The organism is Streptococcus suis (assembly GCF_002964045.1).
Classification (GTDB): domain Bacteria; phylum Bacillota; class Bacilli; order Lactobacillales; family Streptococcaceae; genus Streptococcus; species Streptococcus suis_U.
Genome location: NZ_POPB01000611.1, coordinates 1 through 352, shown reverse-complemented (window position 1 = coordinate 352; position 352 = coordinate 1). Strand labels below are relative to the sequence as shown.

Genomic DNA, 352 nt, shown 5'->3' with positions numbered 1-352 from the left:
TACCAGTTTGGGCAGACCAAAATGGTCAAAATGACATTATCTGGTATGATGCGGTCAAACAGTCCAACGGTAACTACAAAGTAGCAGTATCCTTATCAGACCACAAAAATGAGAAAGGTCTTTATAATGCGCATCTTTACTATGTAGAAAATGATGGCAAGATTGTAGGTGTGTCTGCAATTCAGACCAAGATTGAAAGTAAACCAGTCAAGTCTGAAACAGAATTGCCAAGTCAAGGCACCTATCACTTTACAAAGCAAGCTGAAGTCAAGAACGAAGCCAAGTTATCCGCACCGACTCAATTTACCTTTGAAAAAGGGGATAAGGTCAACTACGATAAGGTTGTCAAAGC

The 352-nt window shown here is 40.1% G+C and carries 1 protein-coding gene; it reads left to right on the top strand.

The window, feature by feature from the left end; translation table 11 throughout:
- On the top strand, positions 1–352 hold a 352-nt coding region (locus tag C1E99_RS14525; RefSeq protein ID WP_193441824.1), incomplete at both ends, for a GBS Bsp-like repeat-containing protein.